This window comes from Streptomyces sp. NPDC058796 (assembly GCF_042745235.1).
GTDB lineage: Bacteria > Actinomycetota > Actinomycetes > Streptomycetales > Streptomycetaceae > Streptomyces.
In genome coordinates this window covers 1-16,521 of sequence record NZ_JBHYOP010000020.1, presented here as the reverse complement: position 1 = coordinate 16,521, position 16,521 = coordinate 1, and the positions used below count along the sequence as shown (strand labels likewise).

General features: G+C 71.5%; 17 protein-coding genes. 5 read left to right on the top strand and 12 right to left on the bottom strand.

The genetic code is table 11. The features are described from left to right. Window positions 1–22: 22 nt before the first annotated feature. The 4 genes from ACFW47_RS33330 to ACFW47_RS33315 all read right to left on the bottom strand — a co-directional run bounded on the left by ACFW47_RS33330 (window position 23) and on the right by ACFW47_RS33315 (window position 3,157). Window positions 23–1,117: a PDZ domain-containing protein gene (locus tag ACFW47_RS33330; RefSeq protein ID WP_386308093.1), complete on the bottom strand. Its 1,095-nt coding sequence runs from the start codon at window positions 1,115–1,117 to the stop codon at window positions 23–25. 49 nt (window positions 1,118–1,166) lie between these two features. Beyond that, window positions 1,167–1,331: a hypothetical protein gene (locus tag ACFW47_RS33325; RefSeq protein ID WP_198941314.1), complete on the bottom strand. Its 165-nt coding sequence runs from the start codon at window positions 1,329–1,331 to the stop codon at window positions 1,167–1,169. A gap of 121 nt (window positions 1,332–1,452) precedes the next feature. After that, the gene (locus ACFW47_RS33320) at window positions 1,453–1,914 is read right to left on the bottom strand and encodes a molybdenum cofactor biosynthesis protein MoaE (RefSeq protein WP_386308092.1); all 462 of its coding nucleotides are present in this window, start codon (window positions 1,912–1,914) and stop codon (window positions 1,453–1,455) included. 121 nt (window positions 1,915–2,035) lie between these two features. After that, complete coding sequence (locus ACFW47_RS33315) at window positions 2,036–3,157, bottom strand: SDR family oxidoreductase (protein WP_073724366.1); 1,122 nt, start codon at window positions 3,155–3,157, stop codon at window positions 2,036–2,038. 192 nt (window positions 3,158–3,349) lie between these two features. On the opposite strand from ACFW47_RS33315, the gene ACFW47_RS33310 reads away from it, so the two are divergent. Together ACFW47_RS33310 and ACFW47_RS33305 are read left to right on the top strand one after the other, a co-directional pair. Continuing rightward, window positions 3,350–4,804 (top strand): zinc-dependent metalloprotease, encoded by a 1,455-nt coding sequence (locus ACFW47_RS33310; RefSeq protein ID WP_386286697.1) that lies wholly within the window; start codon window positions 3,350–3,352, stop codon window positions 4,802–4,804. Next, entirely contained in the window at window positions 4,801–5,316 is a 516-nt protein-coding gene (locus ACFW47_RS33305) for an NUDIX hydrolase (protein ID WP_386286695.1), read from the top strand. The genes ACFW47_RS33310 and ACFW47_RS33305 overlap by 4 nt, the downstream gene beginning before the upstream one ends. 58 nt (window positions 5,317–5,374) lie before the next feature. Here the strand turns inward: ACFW47_RS33305 and ACFW47_RS33300 are convergent, their stop codons facing one another. The 4 genes from ACFW47_RS33300 to ACFW47_RS33285 all read right to left on the bottom strand — a co-directional run bounded on the left by ACFW47_RS33300 (window position 5,375) and on the right by ACFW47_RS33285 (window position 9,395). Continuing rightward, entirely contained in the window at window positions 5,375–6,130 is a 756-nt protein-coding gene (locus tag ACFW47_RS33300) for an AIM24 family protein (protein ID WP_386286693.1), read from the bottom strand. Window positions 6,131–6,147: 17 nt separating this feature from the next. After that, window positions 6,148–6,828 carry an AIM24 family protein gene (locus ACFW47_RS33295; protein ID WP_386286692.1) on the bottom strand — a complete coding sequence of 227 codons (681 nt, stop codon included), beginning with the start codon at window positions 6,826–6,828 and terminating at the stop codon, window positions 6,148–6,150. Window positions 6,829–6,841: 13 nt separating this feature from the next. Beyond that, window positions 6,842–8,653: a TerD family protein gene (locus ACFW47_RS33290; protein ID WP_386308091.1), complete on the bottom strand. Its 1,812-nt coding sequence runs from the start codon at window positions 8,651–8,653 to the stop codon at window positions 6,842–6,844. A 145-nt stretch (window positions 8,654–8,798) separates the two neighbouring features. Continuing rightward, complete coding sequence (locus tag ACFW47_RS33285; protein ID WP_386286688.1) at window positions 8,799–9,395, bottom strand: M48 family metallopeptidase; 597 nt, start codon at window positions 9,393–9,395, stop codon at window positions 8,799–8,801. A gap of 250 nt (window positions 9,396–9,645) precedes the next feature. Between ACFW47_RS33285 and ACFW47_RS33280 the strand changes: the two genes are divergently transcribed. Both ACFW47_RS33280 and ACFW47_RS33275 read left to right on the top strand, forming a co-directional pair. Continuing rightward, window positions 9,646–10,860, top strand: coding sequence for a TOMM precursor leader peptide-binding protein (locus tag ACFW47_RS33280; RefSeq protein ID WP_386308090.1), 1,215 nt, complete (start codon window positions 9,646–9,648; stop codon window positions 10,858–10,860). Then, entirely contained in the window at window positions 10,853–12,247 is a 1,395-nt protein-coding gene (locus ACFW47_RS33275) for an ABC1 kinase family protein (RefSeq protein WP_386286684.1), read from the top strand. Before ACFW47_RS33280 ends, ACFW47_RS33275 begins: the two co-directional genes overlap by 8 nt. 107 nt (window positions 12,248–12,354) lie before the next feature. Here the strand turns inward: ACFW47_RS33275 and ACFW47_RS33270 are convergent, their stop codons facing one another. From ACFW47_RS33270 to ACFW47_RS33255, 4 genes are all read right to left on the bottom strand, one after another. After that, a complete protein-coding gene (locus ACFW47_RS33270) occupies window positions 12,355–12,678 on the bottom strand; it encodes a hypothetical protein (RefSeq protein ID WP_386286682.1) in 324 nt (107 codons plus the stop codon). Next, window positions 12,675–13,043, bottom strand: a complete 369-nt coding sequence (locus ACFW47_RS33265) for a WhiB family transcriptional regulator (RefSeq protein WP_073724386.1) — start codon at window positions 13,041–13,043, stop codon at window positions 12,675–12,677. Before ACFW47_RS33265 ends, ACFW47_RS33270 begins: the two co-directional genes overlap by 4 nt. A gap of 173 nt (window positions 13,044–13,216) precedes the next feature. Further along, window positions 13,217–13,549, bottom strand: coding sequence for a hypothetical protein (locus ACFW47_RS33260; RefSeq protein ID WP_386286680.1), 333 nt, complete (start codon window positions 13,547–13,549; stop codon window positions 13,217–13,219). 162 nt (window positions 13,550–13,711) lie between these two features. After that, window positions 13,712–15,913 carry an ATP-dependent DNA helicase UvrD2 gene (locus tag ACFW47_RS33255; RefSeq protein WP_386308089.1) on the bottom strand — a complete coding sequence of 734 codons (2,202 nt, stop codon included), beginning with the start codon at window positions 15,911–15,913 and terminating at the stop codon, window positions 13,712–13,714. Window positions 15,914–16,094: 181 nt separating this feature from the next. On the opposite strand from ACFW47_RS33255, the gene ACFW47_RS33250 reads away from it, so the two are divergent. Beyond that, a complete protein-coding gene (locus ACFW47_RS33250) occupies window positions 16,095–16,337 on the top strand; it encodes a mycoredoxin (RefSeq protein WP_055417962.1) in 243 nt (80 codons plus the stop codon). Window positions 16,338–16,521 lie beyond the last annotated feature (184 nt).

Sequence of the window (16,521 nt, the reverse complement as noted above, 5' to 3'; positions counted from 1 at the left end):
CGGTACGCGGCTGTCCGTCCGGTCAGCCCTTCGCGCACGTCGGCAGGTCGTCCGTCTTCCCGGAGCGGATGTCCTCCAGCGCGCCGAGGGCGTCGTCGATGGTGTCCACCTTCACCAGGGTGAGCCCGTCGGGGGTGTCCTCGGCGGCGGCCGCGCAGTTGTCCTTGGGCGTCAGGAAGTACCGGGCGCCCTTGTCACGCGCGCCGATGGTCTTCATTCCGATGCCGCCGATCGGGCCGACCTCGCCGGCGTCGTCGATCGTCCCCGTGCCCGCGACGAACTCGCCGCCGGTGAGGTCGCCCGGCGTGAGCTTGTCGTAGATGCCGAGGGCGAACATCAGACCGGCGCTCGGCCCGCCGACGTCGGCCAGCTTGATGTCGATGGTGAACGGGAACGTGTGGTCGGTCCCGGCGGAGATCCCCACGATGGCGCGCTTCTCACCGCCGTCGTCGGAGGCCGCGGTGGTGACCGTGACCTTCTCCGTCTTGGTGGGCGTCCGGCCCTCCTTCTCCGCGTCGGCCTGCTCCTTGGCGGGCACGATCGTGAAGACGACGTCCTGGCCGGGCTTGTGCTCGGTCACCAGTTCCGCCACGTCGGTGGGCTTCTTGACGGGCGTCCCGTCCACGGCCTTGATCACGTCACCGGCGTGCAGCCGGCCCTCGGCAGGGGAGTCCTTGACCACCGTGGAGACGACCACCCAGGACTTCACCGGGATGTCCAGCGCCTTCAGCGCGGCGACCTTGGCGCTCTCCTGGGACTGGCTGAACTCCTCGGCGTTCTCCTGGGTGGCCTCTTCCTCGGTCTTGCCGTCCGGATAGAGGGTCTCGTGCGGCACCACGCGGTTGTCGTGCGCCAGCCAGCCGTAGACCGCCTCCACGAGGTTCATCTTGTAGTCGGCGCTGGTGACCCGCACGGTGGTCATGTTCAGATGACCACTCGCCTCGTAGGTCTTGTGTCCGGAGATCCGCAGCACCGGCTCGCCGTCGTGATCGCCCAGCGTGTTCACCGTCGGCCCCGGGGACATCTCCGAGTACGGCACGGGGATGAACACACCCGCGCACAGGAGCGCGATCAGCATCAGGGTGGAGGCGAGCATCGTTGCGGTACGGCGTGGCATGGCACGACAGTACGGGACGCGGCTGTCAGAACACCGTCAGGGCGTTCGGTCAGGCTCCGGTGCGGGGACGTTCCATCGCCTCGCGGAAGCGGGCGTACCCGTCGAGTTCGGGACCGTCGCCACGGATCTTGCGGGTCCGGTTGGCCCAACTGCCCCACAGCCCCGCGCCGACGGCAGCCACAAGCGGAATCAGCAACCAGGCAAGCGCTGCCATGCCGACCTCCCAACCCCATGAGCGTCCGCTACTGACTGATCAGCAGATTAACCATCCGCAGTGACAACGCTCACGCCGGGGGGTCGGTTACGCAACCGGAGCTGCAGGGCCGGCCCCGCTTTCAGCAGGCGCCCACCCACTCTTCGGTTCCGTCGGAGAACGTCTGGTGCTTCCAGATCGGGACCTCGTGCTTGAGGTCGTCGATCAGCTTGCGGCAGGCATCGAAGGCCTCGCCCCGGTGCGGGCAGGACACCGCGACGACCACGGCCAGATCGCCGACCTCCAGATCCCCCACACGGTGGACCGCCGCGAGCGCCCGAACGGGGTACTCCGCGACGACCTTCTCGGCGATGCGCCGCATCTCGGCCTCGGCGCTCGGATGACAGGAGTACCCGAGCCGGTCGACGTCGGTGCCGCCGTCGTGGTTGCGCACGGTCCCCACGAACAGCGCGGTGCCTCCGGCCGCGTCGTCCCCCACGGCCCGGAAGACCTCGTCCACCGAGAGGGGCGTCTCCCGGATGCCGATCAGCTTCACGGGGTCGGGGGCGGCCAGCTCACCGGGGTGGTCGTTCGTGGTTGCCATACGCCCATCGTGCCCCACGGCGCGACGGCGCGGAATAGCGTGATCGCCCGGCACGCGCACGTACCTCCTTGTTGCCTCCTACAGCGCCGCCCTCCCGGGCGGTGCCGGGCGGACACCGCGGTCAGATCCGGCGCCGGGCCTTCCGCGCCCGCCGCACCACCGCGGCCGCACCCAGCAGCGCCACCGTCGCTCCGGCGGCTCCCGCGGCCGTCGCGTCCTTGCGCCCGAGGCGCCGCCCGGCGACCGTGTGCCGCCCGGAGACCTCCTCCAGCAGCTCCGCCAGCACCTCCTCGTTGGTGTACTTCGGCCGCCAGCCCGCGTCGTGCAGCCGGCTGCCGCTCACCACCCAGGGGTACATCGTGTACGCCAGGTCCCCGGCCGGGGAGGGCGTCAGGCCGATGCGGTGCAGTCGGGCCGCCGCTCCGAGCGCGACCGCCGAGGGCAGCTCCATCCTGCGGATGCCGCTGAGTTCCTCGACCTCCTCCTGCTCCAGCCAGCCGTCGCACCCGACGGCCAGCTCGCCGTCCGCCTTCTCCAGAACGGCGTACTCCAGGGCGCTGCACAGGTCGTCGACGTGGCAGAACTGCCAGGCCGGCCGCGATCCGGCCACGACGAGCAGCCGGGGCGACTCGAAGTACCTGGTCAGCGCGGTGTCCATGCCTCCGACCAGCACCGCCGGCCGCACGACGGTCACATTGAGCCCGGGGTGCGCCCGCGGCGCGCGCCGCGCGAGCCGCTCGATCTCCAGCAGGTCGCCGACGCCCGTGGCCTCGGCCGTGGCGCGCAGCTCGGCGTCCTCGGAGAGCGGCAGCTCGTTGTCCGGGAGGGCACCGTAGACCATGGCCGAGGTGCAGAGCACGACCCGGTGCACGCCGGCCGCCGCGGCGGCGGTCAGGACGGTCTGCGTCCCCCGTACGTTGTAAGCCGTCCGGGCCGCCGCGTCGGTCTCCAGGTCGAGGTCGAGCGCCAGGTGCACGACGACGTCCGCGCCGCGCAGTTTCTCGGCGATGGCCGGGTCCCGCACGTCCAGGACCTGCCACCGCGCCGCCGCGCACTCCCCACGCCGTTCGTCGATGGCCACGACCTGTCTGACCTCGTCGGACGCGGCCAGCCGCTCGGTGAGCAGCGCCCCGATCCCGGATGCGGCACCGGTGACCGCGACGACGGGGCCGCGCGCGCCGGGGCGTGCGGAACTGGTTGACTGGTTTCGCGCTGCGCGAACCTGCGGATCTGGGGAACTCACCGGGCGTCTCCAGCGGTTGTCTTCAGTACGGGCGCGCTCGACGCGTACGTACCAGGTGGCATCCATCCTGCCGCAGGCCGTCAGTCGGCGAAGCACCGAGGCCCGAACCGCCCCGGGTGTCTACGCTGGGTGGTGAAGTCGGGCAGCCGTGCCGCCGGAAAGAACCGGCGGCCTTACCAGCCGAGGAACCCCGTGAGTGACACCCCATTCGGATTCGGCCTTCCGCCGGAGGAGCCGGACGACGGCGACGAGGGCAAGAAGAAGGACCAGCAGAGCGGCGGTGGTCAGGGACCGGCCAACCCGTTCGGTTTCGGGACGCCCGGAGCCGGAGGCTTTGGCGGCCCCGGCGGCCCGGGCGCGGACAACCCGTTCGCCGCCATGTTCGGCTCCATGAACCCCAACGACCTGGGCGCCGCGTTCCAGCAGCTCGGCCAGATGCTCTCCTACGAGGGCGGCCCGGTGAACTGGGACATGGCCAAGCAGATCGCCCGCCAGACGGTCGCCCAGGGCACGCCGGACGGCACCAAGGACGCCAGCGTCGGCCCCTCCGAGCGCAATGCCGTCCAGGAGGCCGTCCGCCTGGCCGACCTGTGGCTGGACGACGCGACGGCCCTGCCCTCGGGCGCGGGCACCGCGGTGGCGTGGAGCCGCGCGGAGTGGGTCGAGGCGACCCTGCCCGCCTGGCGGGAGCTGGTCGACCCGGTCGCCGAGCGCGTCGGCACCGCCATGGGTGACGTGCTGCCCGAGGAGATGCAGGCCATGGCCGGCCCCCTGATCGGCATGATGCGGTCCATGGGCGGCGCCATGTTCGGCACGCAGATCGGGCAGGCCGTCGGTGTCCTCGCCGGCGAGGTCGTCGGCTCGACCGACGTGGGCCTGCCGCTCGGTCCGGCCGGGAAGGCCGCCCTGCTGCCGGCGAACATCGAGGCGTTCGGCAAGGACCTCGGCGTCTCCCAGGAGGAAGTGCGGCTGTACCTGGCCCTGCGCGAGGCCGCCCACCAGCGCCTCTTCGCGCACGTGCCGTGGCTGCGCTCGCACCTGTTCGGCGCCGTCGACGGCTACGCCCGAGGCATCAAGGTGGACACGGCGAAGCTCGAGGACGTGGTCGGCCAGTTCGACCCGCAGAACCCCGAGCAGCTGCAGGAGGCCCTCCAGCAGGGCATGTTCCAGCCCGAGGACACTCCGGAGCAGAAGGCCGCCCTGGCCCGTCTGGAGACGGCTCTGGCGCTCGTCGAGGGCTGGGTGGACGCGGTGGTGCACGCCGCCGCCAAGCCGCGCCTGTCGTCGGCCGACGCCCTGCGCGAGACGCTGCGCCGTCGTCGTGCCTCCGGCGGCCCGGCGGAGCAGACGTTCGCCACGCTGATCGGCCTGGAGCTGCGCCCGCGTCGCCTGCGCGACGCGTCCCGCCTGTGGGCGTCCCTGACGGACGCGCGCGGTGTCGACGGCCGGGACGGCCTGTGGGCCCACCCGGACATGCTGCCGACGGCGACCGACCTGGACGACCCGGACGGTTTCGTCCACCGCGAGCAGCTGGACTTCTCCGAGCTGGACAAGATGCTCGGCGAGGCGGCGGGCAAGCCCGACCTGAAGAAGAAGGACGAGAAGGGCTCGGACGAGGCCGGCGACAAGGGCGACGACAGCGAGTGAGCCTCCACGACGACGCCGTCCTGGTCCTGAAGGCGTACGAGGACCAGGACGAGCTGCGCCAGACCTATCTGGACCACCTCGCGACGCACCCGGACGGCATGTGGAAGGCGTGCGGGGACGGGCACATCACGGCGAGCGCCATGGTGATCGACCCGTCCCGCGAGCGGGTCCTGCTGACCCTTCACAAGAAGCTGCGCATGTGGCTGCAGATGGGCGGACACTGCGAGCCGGCCGACGAGACGCTGGCGCGTGCCGCGCTGCGCGAGGCCACGGAGGAGTCGGGCATCGCCGGACTGGCTCTGCTCTCCGGCGGTCCCGTGCGGCTGGACCGCCACCAGACACCCTGCGCCTGGCACCTGGACGTCCAGTACGCGGCGCTGGCTCCGCAAGGGGCCGTGGAGGAGATCAGCGATGAGTCGCTCGACCTGCGCTGGTTCCCCTACGCCGAGGTCGCGGACGTGGCCGACGAGTCGGTCGTACGCCTGCTGGAGGCGACCCGCGCCCGGCTGTAACCGGTAAGGGGTGACCGCCTGGCGATCACCCCTTACCGAACTGTGGCCGTGCCCGCGCTCAGCTCCAGACGTTGCCCTGGTTCTGACCGCGTGCCCCTTGCTGGCCCATGCCGTACTGGGCGGCGACGCCCGAGCCGATCTGCGCGTTCTGCGGCGGCAGCAGCTCGCTGGGCTGGACGAGCGCGAAGCCGCTGCCCATGAAGCTGAGCTCCCAGCCCTCCCCGGTGCTGCCCCGGCGCCGCCACACCCCGGAAGAGTGCGTCTGCGCCTGCATCTGCACGCGCAGGCCGGTGGACCAGGCGACGATCGCGTCGGCGTCGCAGTTGACGTACTTGTCGGGCGTCACCTGCATCAGCAGCGGGGAGCCCGAGGTCATGAGGGCGACCTTGCCCCGGCCGGTGATGTTGAGCTGGTACTTCCCCGAGCCGGAGATGCCGTACAGGCTGTCGACCGCGATGACCTCGTGGTGCAGGGACGAGTCCATCGCCAGCACGTAGCTGCTGTCGACGGTCAGGCCCTCCTGGTCGACGTCCATCACGTGCACGCACTGGGCGAGGTTGGCGAAGAAGACCGTGCCCTGCCCGTGGCAGCGCATCAGGTCGAGGCCCTCACCGGTGCGCGCACGCGCGCGTGACTGGTTGTTGCTCTGGTACTCGGCGTCGAACTCGACGAGCCCCTGATAGGCGACCATCGTGCCCTTGCGGGCGAGCACGTCGTCGTGGCCCTCCAGGGCGACGCGGAGCATGTGCTTGTTCTGCAGGCTCCAGGCGTCCTGGGTCTGCTGGTCGTTGTAGGCGAAAAGCGGGCTCTGCATGGTGTTCTGGCTCCCCCTCAGCCCCGGACCCGGAGGCGGTCGGTGCTGTCCTCGCTGGGCTGGACGACGACGATGCCCTGACCGGAGAAGGCCATCTGGTAGGCCTCGCCGCTGCCGCGGCCGATCAGTGACTGCGCCTTGAAGCTGCGTTTGCCCTTCACCTTGAGGTTCGGGGACCAGGCGACGAGCGCGTCGGGGTCGACGTACGTCTCGTCCTCGCCACCACCGCAGTCGACCACGATCGGCTTGCCCCGGGAGGTGAGGGCGACCCAGCCCTGTCCGGAGATCTTGGTGTTCCACAGGCCCTGCCCGGCGAACTTCGCCAGGCCCTTGACCCGCTCCACGCCCCAGCTGAGGTGGGCGTCGAAGGCCAGCAGGTTGGTGGCGTTGACAGAGATGCCGTCGCCGTTGAGGTTGATGACGACGACGTTCGCGCCGTAGTCGGCGAGGTAGAGCAGTCCGTCGCCGGAGCACTTCATCAGGGGCGCGCCCTCGCCGGTCATCCAGTCCTTCGCGATCTGGCGGACGGCCGGCGGGTTGGGCTCGTACTGGACGAAGCCCTCGTAGGCGACCATCGAGCCCACGCGCGCGAGGAGGTCGTTCCCGGTCTGCATGGCGACCTTCAGCATGTGGTTGCCGTGGTTCTCCATGCGGGCGGCGACCGGTGCGGGGGCGTAGCCCGCGAGCGGCTGGTTCATGTCGGGCTCTCCCTCAGATCTCGTACGGCTGGACGACGACGAAGTTGCCGGGCGCCGCCCGGAACTGCAGGTTGACGCTCTCGCCCGTGTCGCCGGCGTAGGAGTTGCGGCGCATCCGCACCTGGCTGGAGACGACCACCTGGGCGGCGGCCGACCAGGCGACGACCGCGTTGCAGTCGGCGAAGGTGGTGGGCGTGACCGGGAGCACCACGGGCACGCCGTGCGTCTTGACGACGATCGTGCCGGTGCCCTGGAACTGCATCGTGAACAACGCGCCACCGGGGATGCCGTGCCCCTCGATGCGACGGACCTCGTACTGGAGACTCTCGTCGAAGGCGAGGACGTTCTCCGCGGAGACGCAGACGGCGTCGCCCTGGAGCTCGATCGGGTGCAGCATCGAGGAGTTGTCGGCGAGGAAGACCTGCCCCTTGCCGGTGCAGCGCATCAGCTGCATCTCCTGGCCGGTGGCGTTGCCCACGACACGGCCGGCGAATCCGGCGCCCTTGTAGCTGAAGTCGACCTTGCCCTGGTAGAGCACCATGCTTCCCTGCCGGGCCAGCACGGGCTGACCGTCCGCGCCGAGGTCGACGCGGACCAGCTTCTTGTTCTGCTGGGTCCAGCGCTGCCCGGTGGCCGTCTCGCGGAACTGCTGGAGCGCGGCCGTCACACCGGCGCCCTGGGGTGCTCCCTGGGGCATGCCCTGGGGTGCCGCGCCCGGCGCCAAGCCCTGCGGGGCTCCGTAGGGCGCCTGCTGACCGTAGCCGGGGGGCGGGGTCGGCTGGCCGTATCCGGCGGGCGGAGCCTGCTGGCCGTAACCCGGAGGCGGGGTGGGCTGGCCGTACCCGGGAGGCGGGGTCGGGGCCTGGGGCGGCTGAGGCGCTTGGGGTTGGTGGGGCGTCTGAGGCGCTTGCGGGTGGCCGTAGCCGGGAGGCGGCGGAGCGGTCTGGCCCGGCACCTGGCCGTGCGGCGGCTGCTGCTGGCCCGGCTGGCCGTACGGCGCGGGCGCCGGGGCCGGCGGAGGCACCGGGGAGCCGCCGGGCGGCGTGTTCATGGGCGCGACGATCGTCTGCGCGGCGTGCACGTCGGAGCCGGGTGCCGGGGCGGGCGCCGGAGGCGGGGTGGCGCCGGCCGGCGGGGCGAAGCCCTGCGCGGCGGCCTGCGGCGCGGCAGCCGGGGCCGGCACAGGGGCGGCGGGAGCGCCGAAGGGGGGCGGAGCCGCGGCCTGGGCCGGCGGCGCGAAACCAGGGCCGGCACCGTCGGCACCGGCCTGCGCCTGCTGCGGTGCGGGGGCCTCTTCCTCGGCCACCTCGCCGCCGAAGTTCCTCAGCAGCGCGTCCAGCCCGCCGTCGAAGCCCTGTCCGACGGCGGCGAACCGCCACACGTCCTTCAGGTAGAAGTCGCCCAGCATCACGGCGCGCTCGGTGGAGAACTCCGCACCGCTGAACGGGTACCGGGCCACCTCCTCGCCGCCCGCGACGATCCGGATGTACCCGGAGGCCACCTGCGACATCTGCCCCGCACCGTCGACCGTCGCCGTGAAGGACAGCTTCTGGATCTGCGGCGGGATCTTGTCGAGGGTGACACGGAACGACTCCGTGTCACCCGCCTGCGCACCCAGGAGCTGGATGGACTCCTCGGGGGTCTTCGGCTGGTTGAAGAACACGAAGTACCGGTCGTCCGACAACCGCTCGTCGGCGTCGAGACCGAAGCAGCTGATGTCGAAGCTCAGCCCGGGGCCCGAGATCTGCACGCCTACGTACAGATCCGTGCCCGCGGTGAGGTCACTGATCCTGGCCTTGTGGCCGCGTTGGAATTCCCTGGCCATGCGTTACGACCGTCCCCCATCCGAATGTGAGTGCGTCGCGACAGGCTAACGGCAATCCCGGACAGGGGAAGAAGTCGGTACAGACCCGGTACAGAACCCGTGCGCCGCCGTGGCGGAGCCCTTGCGGGACGTACTCCGGGACGCGCTACTCGCTGCGCGCGCCGGGTACGTGCGGCAGCCGGTCGGCGGCGACGACGCCCTCGAGGTACCCGCGGGCCCGCTCGGTCCGCGGGTACGCCTCCAGCAGCCGCCAGAACCGGGGGCCGTGGCCGGGAACGAGCAGATGCGCCAGTTCGTGCAGCAGGACGTAGTCGACGACGTACTCGGGCATGCCCTGGAGGCGGTGCGACAGCCGGATGCTTCCCTCGGACGGGGTACACGAGCCCCAGCGGGTGTTCTGGTTGGTGACCCAGCGGACCGAGGTGGGCCGGGCCCGCCCCTCGAAGTACTGGCCGGACAGGCACTCGGCGCGCTCGGCGAGTTCGGCGTCGCCGAGAACGCGTTTGCTCTCCTGGGCGGCGAGCTTGTCCAGCATGACGCTCACCCAGCGTTGCTCCTCCGCCTCGGACATGCGGGCGGGGATCAGCACGACGGTGCGATCGCCCTCGCGGTACGCGGAGACCGTCCGGCGTCGCCGGGTGCTCCTGCGGACCTCGATCGCGCTCGTCGCCGAGCCGTTCGGCGGCGGATTCGTCGGTGTGCGCTGGGACGCCCCGGCGCGGTGCAGTGGGTCGGCGGACACGCCACGACGTTACCCGCTGCACACGGGGAAGTCCCGGCTCCGGGACGCTTCGGCCCCGTTCCGGCACTCCTCGCCCGGCGTGCACGACTGATTCGTACGACGAATACCCACCGCCTGTGGACAACTTTCGACGCCTCGGCGCGCATCCGGGCATGCTGGCACTCGCCGGCGCATTCGCGACCGACCATTGCGGACCGGCACGTGCAGAATCTCGAGATCTGAAGATCTGAAGACCCACGGGGGGCCTGGCATGCATCCGATGGTGAAGCCCGCGCTCAGGCGCGGCTGGCGTGATCTGAACACCGTGCAGTTCGGGATGACGCCCGCGCACGCGTTGACGCTCGGCCCGGTGGACACCGCGACGGGCGGCTTCCTGGAGCTGCTCAACGGCACCCGCGGTCCCGCTCTCCTGCGCGAGGAGGGACGCCGCATGGATCTGCCGGACGGTCATGTCGACCGGGTGGTCGAGGGGCTCGCCCGTGCCGGTCTCCTCGACGACTCCAGGGGCGGCGGGCCGGACGCCGACGCCCTGCGGGAGAAGAGCGAGGTGCTCGACCGGCTCCGGCCCGACCTCGCTTCCCTCTCCCTCACCACGTCCGCTCCGGGGGAGGCGATGAGGCACCTGGCCGCACGACGCGCCCTGCGGGTCCGGGTGAGAGGCGCCGGACGGGTGGGCGCGGTGCTGGCCGGTCTTCTGTCGGGCGCGGGCATCGGCGTGGTCGACGTCCTCGACGGCGGGTGCGTCGAGCCGTGGGACGTCGCCCCGGGCGGGCTCCCCGCCGAGTCCGTCGGGAGCCGCCGGGACGAGACGGCCCGCCGTGTCGTCCGCCGGGCAGCCCCCGGCCGGCCGACACGCCGTGGTACAGCGACGCCGTCCGAGGAGGACGCCCCGGGGTTCTCCCTGGTGATCGTCGCCCCACGCGACGACGTCGCGGTGCACGCCCCCGACCCCGCCGCCGCGGATTCCCTCATGGCTTCCGGCACGCCCCACCTGTACGCCGGTGTCGTCGAGGGGACCGGTGTGGTCGGTCCGCTGGTCCTGCCCGGCGAGACGGGGTGCGCCGGGTGCCTTCAGGCGGACCGCACCGACCGGGACCCGGCCTGGCCACGTCTGGTGGCGCAGTGGCGCTCCGGCGGCCGCCGACAGGTCCCACCCTGCGATCTCACGCTGGCCACGACGGTCGCAGGGCTGGCGGCGGCCCACGCTCTCGCGTTCCTGGACGGCGGTACGCCCTCCAGCGTCGGCACCCGCTGGGAGGTGTCGCTGCCCGGACTGCGCTGGCACAGGCGCCCGGTTCCCGCGCACCGCGCCTGCCCGTGCGAAGCCGCCGGAAAAGGTAAGCAGGAACACATCCCCGTGGAGGGGGAGCGGCGCGCGACAATGGCTGGGCAAGGGCCGTCAGCGGACATTCGCCGTGAGGCAGAAGCCGCCCGGCCGGCTGGGACTTGGAGGGCGCATGTCTGATCTTCCGCGCAAGGCGGTCACCCGGACCGCCAAGCTCGCCGCGCTCCCGCTCGGCTTCGCCGGGCGGGCGACCTGGGGGCTCGGTAAGCGAATCGTGGGCGAGTCCGCGGAGATCGTCGGCCAGCAGCTGCAGCAGCGGACCGCGGAGCAGCTGTTCAAGGTGCTGGGCGAGCTCAAGGGCGGGGCGATGAAGTTCGGGCAGGCCCTGTCCGTTTTCGAATCCGCGCTGCCCGAGGAGGTCGCCGGCCCCTACCGGGCGGCCCTGACCAAGCTGCAGGAGGCGGCGCCGCCCATGCCGACTCGCACGGTGCACGCCGTTCTCGCGGAGCGGCTGGGCGAGGACTGGCAGGACCTGTTCCTGGAGTTCGAGGACAGGCCGGCCGCGGCGGCTTCCATCGGCCAGGTGCACCGCGCGGTGTGGCACGACGGCCGAGCGGTCGCGGTCAAGGTGCAGTACCCGGGCGCCGGCGAAGCCCTGCTGTCCGACCTGAACCAGCTCAGCCGCTTCGCTCGCCTGCTCGGCCCCCTGGTCCCGGGCATGGACGTCAAGCCGCTGATCACGGAGCTCAAGGACCGGGTTTCCGAGGAGCTGGACTACGACCTTGAGGCACAGGCCCAGCGCACCCACGCCGAGGAGTTCGCGGACGATCCGGACATCGTGGTGCCGGACGTGGTCCACCAGTGCGAGCAGGTGCTGGTCACCGAATGGATGGACGGCGTCCCGCTGTCGGAGATCATCGCGGACGGTACGCCGCGGCAGCGGGACCGGGCCGGCCAACTGCTGGCGCACTTCCTCTTCTCGGGCCCGGCACGCACCGGCCTCCTGCACGCCGACCCGCACCCCGGAAACTTCCGGCTGCTGCCCGGCGGGCCGGACGGCGAGGACGACTGGCGCCTCGGTGTCCTGGACTTCGGCACGGTCGACCGGCTTCCGGGCGGTCTGCCCGAGCCCATCGGGCAGGCCCTGCGCATGACGCTGGACGGCGAGGCGGACGCCGTCTACGAGATGCTCTGCTCCGAAGGCTTCGTCAAGGAGTCGATAGAGCTGGACCCCGACGCCGTCCTCGACTACCTCCTGCCGATCATCGAGCCGGCCCGGGTCGACGAGTTCACCTTCACCCGCGGATGGATGCGGAGCCAGGCGGCCCGGATCGGCGACCCGCGCTCCCCCGCGTACCAGTTGGCCAAGCAGCTCAACCTGCCGCCCGCCTACCTCCTGATCCACCGCGTGACCCTGAGCACCATCGGTGTGCTGTGCCAGCTGGGGGCAACGGTGCGACTGCGCGACGAGCTGGAGGACTGGCTCGTGGGTTTCCTCCCCGAGGACGACGAGGAGGGGTACGAGGTGGAGACGTACGACGTGGACGAAGCGGCGGCGGAGGCCTGAGCCCCCGGTCCTGACACGCCGTGGGGGCCGGTCCGTTCGGACGGACCGGCCCCCACGGGAAGAGGTGTCGCCTCCTGGGTCGGGAGGCAACCGCTTCGGGTGATCGGTTACTGCATCACGGCCATGGCGAGCGCCCGCCGGGCACGCATCGAGGCGCGCTCGGCCCGGCGCTGCATGCGGCGAGCGGTCGCCAGGCGCAGCGCCCGGCGTTCCTGCTCGGCCTCGTGCAGCCGGTCGTGCATATGCGCACGAGCCAGGGCTTCTGGGATGAGTTGCATCTCACGGGTCCTGTTCTGACGCGAGTCCTTCGCGTCGCTGGTGGTGAAGTCTTCAGGCGCGGTGCCTGCGATGTCGTGGGTGGACGGCTTCATCGGGGCCTGCTTCTTGGGGTCGTGCGTGAGGGGGCGGTCGATCGTTCCTGCGGTGTTCATGCCGTGACCGGGTTCTTGCGCGGGCGACCACGGGGCCGCTTCCGGGCGACGACGACACCCTGGACGAACAGCTCTCCGCCCCAGACACCCCAGGGCTCACGCCGCTCCTTGGCACCGGCGAGGCAGGCCTCGATCAGCGGGCAGGTACGGCAGAGGGACTTGGCGTACTCGACGTCCGCCGGCGACTCCGCGAAGAAGACCTCCGGGTCGTAGGAGCGGCAGGGGACGGGCACGCCGAGGTTCTCGATGGCGTCGTCGAGCGCGGTGAGCGCGGTGAGCGGGGTCAAGGTGGGGTCCTCCGTGGGGCCGGGCTTGGGGATCGTGTCGGAAGGCGGTACGGACGGGGCGTGCGCTTCGAGTTGCACGGTCGGTCTTCCTCGTCTGGTCGTTCCGGCCGGTCGGCCGGGTGGCGGCTTGGTACCGGGTTCTTTTCTTGTCCCGAGGCTCCTTCGTGCCGTCGTCCCCGTTCGGGGACAAACAGAAGGGCCGCGGATCCCGGATGGGGTTCCGCGGCCCTGAAGGCGCCGGCCTGATCGAATCAGGCTGGATCACTCCAGGGTTCTGGCCCACGGAAGGCCCACATCAGGTGGTGCTGCGTCGTCTGCTTCCGGAATCCGGCACCGGTCGCCGTAAAGGCATAGGCCTGCGCCTGTGCCACTACTGCTGCTTCCAGTGCCTCGGTCGGTCGCTCATTGCGCTCACGGACGGGAAGGCCCGCGGGGGCAACGCAGGAGGACGCCGGGAGCACGGCACGAATGCCGGACACACCGGTGCCCGGGTTCGAGGCGCCGAGCATGCACAGGGAGACGGCCGAGCGATCGGTCATTTTGGCGGTGGAGCTGACGGTGGAGCTGAAGTTGATGCTGATCACTGGACTCGCCTCCTCTCGGCGTCTAGGGGACTGGACGAACCAGTCCGCGGATATGCAAGTACAACACGGATTCAGGGCCTCCGGGAAGGCCGCTGTTCCCGTGACCAAGAACCTATGGGGATTCCCGGGGCATGCGCAAACTATTTTTTCGACGAGTTGGTTTCAGCCGTCCCCGTCAAGCCCCGCGCCTTCCTGGCCTGCACAGATGGCCAACACGTCGGCTCCGTAGCGGTTGAGCTTGCGCATCCCGACCCCTGGGATGCGTGCCAGCTCGTGCTCGTCCTCCGGGACGGACTCGGCGATCGCCATCAGCGTCTTGTCGGTGAAGACGCAGAACGCGGGCTGCCCGCTGAGCCCCGCCTGGACCGAGCGCCACTCACGCAGCCGCTCGTAGACGCCCTCGTCCATGTCGGACGGGCAGTCCTCGCAACGCATCAGTTTCATCTCACCCGCGTCGGTGAGCGTGCGCCCGCATACCCGGCAGCGAGCAGGTGTCCGACGCGTGCGTCTCGGGGCGAGGGCCGTGGCGCCACTGCTCCCTGAGCCGCGCTCCACGCCCCCGGCTCCGCCGACCGCCGTACCCGCGCCGGATGGCCCCGATCCGGGCCGCAGCCCCTTCAGGAAACGGCTCGGGCGGCGGCTGGGCCGTCCTCCGGGTGAGCGGGCGAGAGCCCAGGAGAGGTGCAGGCGCTCACGCGCGCGGGTGACGCCGACGTACAGGAGGCGGCGCTCCTCCTCGATCTGCTCGTCGGTCTTTGCGTAGGTGATCGGCATCATGCCCTCGGCCACGCCCACCAGGAAGACGACGTCCCACTCCAGGCCCTTGGCCGAGTGCAGGGAGGCGAGCGTGACGCCCTGGACCGTCGGAGCGTGCTGCGCACCCGCCCGCTCGTCGAGTTCGGCGACGAGGGCGCTCAGCGTGGCGCCCGCTTTGGCCGCGGCGAAGTCCTGGGCGAGGTTGACCAGGGCGGCCAAGGACTCCCAGCGCTCACGGACGGCGCCGGAACCGGCCGGTGGCACGGGTGTCCACCCCTCCCCGGACAGCACCGCGCGCACCTGCGAGGGCAGGTCCACGGCGTCGTCGAGCAGGGAGTCGTTGCCGCCGAAGCGCGCCGCGGCCCGCAGGGCGCTGTGGGCCTTGCGCACCTCAGGTCGGTCGAAGAAGCGCTCCGCGCCGCGCAGCTGGTAGGGGACTCCGGCGTCGGCGAGAGCCTGTTCGTAGGTCTCCGACTGGGAGTTCGTGCGGAAGAGGACGGCGATCTCGGCGGCCGGCACGCCCGCGTCGATGAGCTCGCGGATGCGGCGGGCGGCACCCTCCGCCTCGGCCGGTTCGTCCGGGTACTCGGCGTAGACGGGTTCCGGGCCGGCGGGACGCTGGGACACCAGCTCCAGACGGTGGTCGGCGGCCCGGCCGCGGGCCTGGGAGAGCAGGCCGTTGGCGAGGTGGACGACCTGCGGGGTGGACCGGTAGTCGCGGACCAGCTTGACGACGGTGGCGCGGGGGTGACGGCTGCGGAAGTCGAGCAGGTGATCGGGGGTTGCTCCCGTGAACGAATAGATCGTCTGGCTGGCGTCGCCGACCACACAGAGGTCGTCGCGGTCCCCGAGCCAGAGCTCCAGCAGGCGCTGCTGGAGGGGGCTGACGTCCTGGTACTCGTCGACCACGAAGTGCTGGTACTGGGCGCGGACCTGTTCGGCGACGTCCTGCCGGTCCTGGAGGACCGCGACGGTCAGCAGCAGCACGTCCTCGAAGTCGATCACACCACGCCCGCGCTTGAGGTCCTCGTAGGCGGCGTAGATCTGGGCGATCTCCGCCGGGTCGCGGGGCGCCTCGCGACCGGCCTTGGCCGCCGCGAGGGCGTAGTCGGCAGGGACGGTCTGGGTCACCTTGGACCACTCGATCTCGGCGGTCGCGTCGCGCAGCTCGCCGCGGTCGAGACGGATCCGGCACGCGGCCGCGGCGTCGGCGACGAGCTGGATCTTGCGGTCGACGAGCCTGGGCAGGGAGCCACCGATCGCTTTCGGCCAGAAGTACTGGAGCTGACGCAGCGCCGCCGAGTGGAACGTCCGGGCCTGTACACCCGCCGCACCGAGCTGGCGCAGCCGACCGCGCATCTCCCCGGCGGCGCGGTTGGTGAAGGTGACGGCGAGCACACTGGAGGGCTGGAGAATGCCGGCGCGCACGCCGTAGGCGATGCGGTGGGTGATCGCCCGGGTCTTGCCGGTACCGGCGCCCGCCAGTACGCACACCGGACCGCGCAGGGCGGTCGCCACTTCGCGCTGCTCGGGGTCGAGCCCTTCGAGCACCGCGTCGGCAGAGTCCGGTACCTGCGGGAAGAGGGTGGAGTGCGTTGCTGCTGTCACACCGCCATGCTGCCAGGTCGCGCGTGACGGGTGCGCCGGTTGTCCACAGGCACGCACTGATAGTCGTACGAATGCGACAGGCGTCACGCCACGGGAATGGTGGCGCCACCGCGGACGTTCCCTTCGTGCGGCCCTCCAGGTGCCGTCGATTTTCCCGAGCCGCCGAAGGAGCGCGAGAGACATGCCGGGCACTGTGACGATGTACAGCACCACGTGGTGCGGCTACTGCCGTCGGCTGAAGAGCCAGATGGACCGCGAGGGCATCGCGTACACCGAGATCAACATCGAGCAGGACCCGGAGTCCGCGGCGTTCGTGGAGAAGGCGAATGGCGGAAACCAGACGGTCCCGACCGTGCTCTTCCCCGACGGATCGACGCTGACGAACCCGTCGCTGGCGCAGGTGAAGCAGAAGGTCGGCGCGTAAGCGGTCCGGCACGCCCGGCCGACAGGCGACGAGACGTCCGGCACGACACGGACAGAGGGGTGGGGGGGGGCCGGGGGGGGGGGGGGCCCCCCGGGGGGGGGGGGGGGGGCCGCCGCCCGGCCGCGGCCGGGGCGGGGCGGGGGCCAGAGCGAGAAGCGGGGGGGGGGGGGGGGTGTGGGGGTGG